1 protein-coding gene is annotated in these 590 nt (G+C 25.6%); it reads right to left on the reverse strand.

Going from position 1 to position 590, the window contains the following annotated elements:
* On the reverse strand, nt 1-590 hold a 590-nt coding region (locus tag MBCUR_RS03470; RefSeq protein WP_211265121.1), incomplete at both ends, for a restriction endonuclease subunit S.

The raw sequence follows: 590 nt of genomic DNA on the forward strand, positions 1-590 counted from the left end.
CAAAACTTCTTAAAATCCTTAAAAATATCTAATTTCTTTTCTAAAAGGTTTACTTTTCTATCAAGTGTTGTTAGAAAATCAGCTATTTTGAATTGTTCATTCATGGAGGTAAAATTTATTTTCATTAAGGATAAGTTACTTCCTGAAATTAGGGCTCTTGTAGTTATTGAGCTGTGTTTGATGATTTTTTGTCTATTTTTTGGATTTCTGAAATAATATGCATAAAACAATGCATTAATGTCTTTAATTTTTCCCCTAGCTCTTAAAATAAATCCACTAAATACACAATTAATATGTTTTCCTATGTATGCACTACTAAGTCCTATTTCATCAGATGTTTCAGAAGTTCTTGTAAAGAATAGATCATTTGGTTTCACATTATATCTAGAAATCTCATCGTTATTAACATCAACTAATCCTTTAATCGAGTTTTCATTATTAAAAATATTCTTATTAACATCCATATAATTTAAAATCTTTATTCCATGCCCAAAAAAATCTTTACTTTTATTTAATCCATTTTTTATTTCAAATAAGTCTCCCAATTTTTTCTCTTCCCATTCATCACTAAATTCTGGAAATCGTAATTT

Origin of the sequence: Methanobrevibacter curvatus (genome assembly GCF_001639295.1) — an archaeon.
GTDB lineage: Archaea > Methanobacteriota > Methanobacteria > Methanobacteriales > Methanobacteriaceae > Methanoflexus > Methanoflexus curvatus.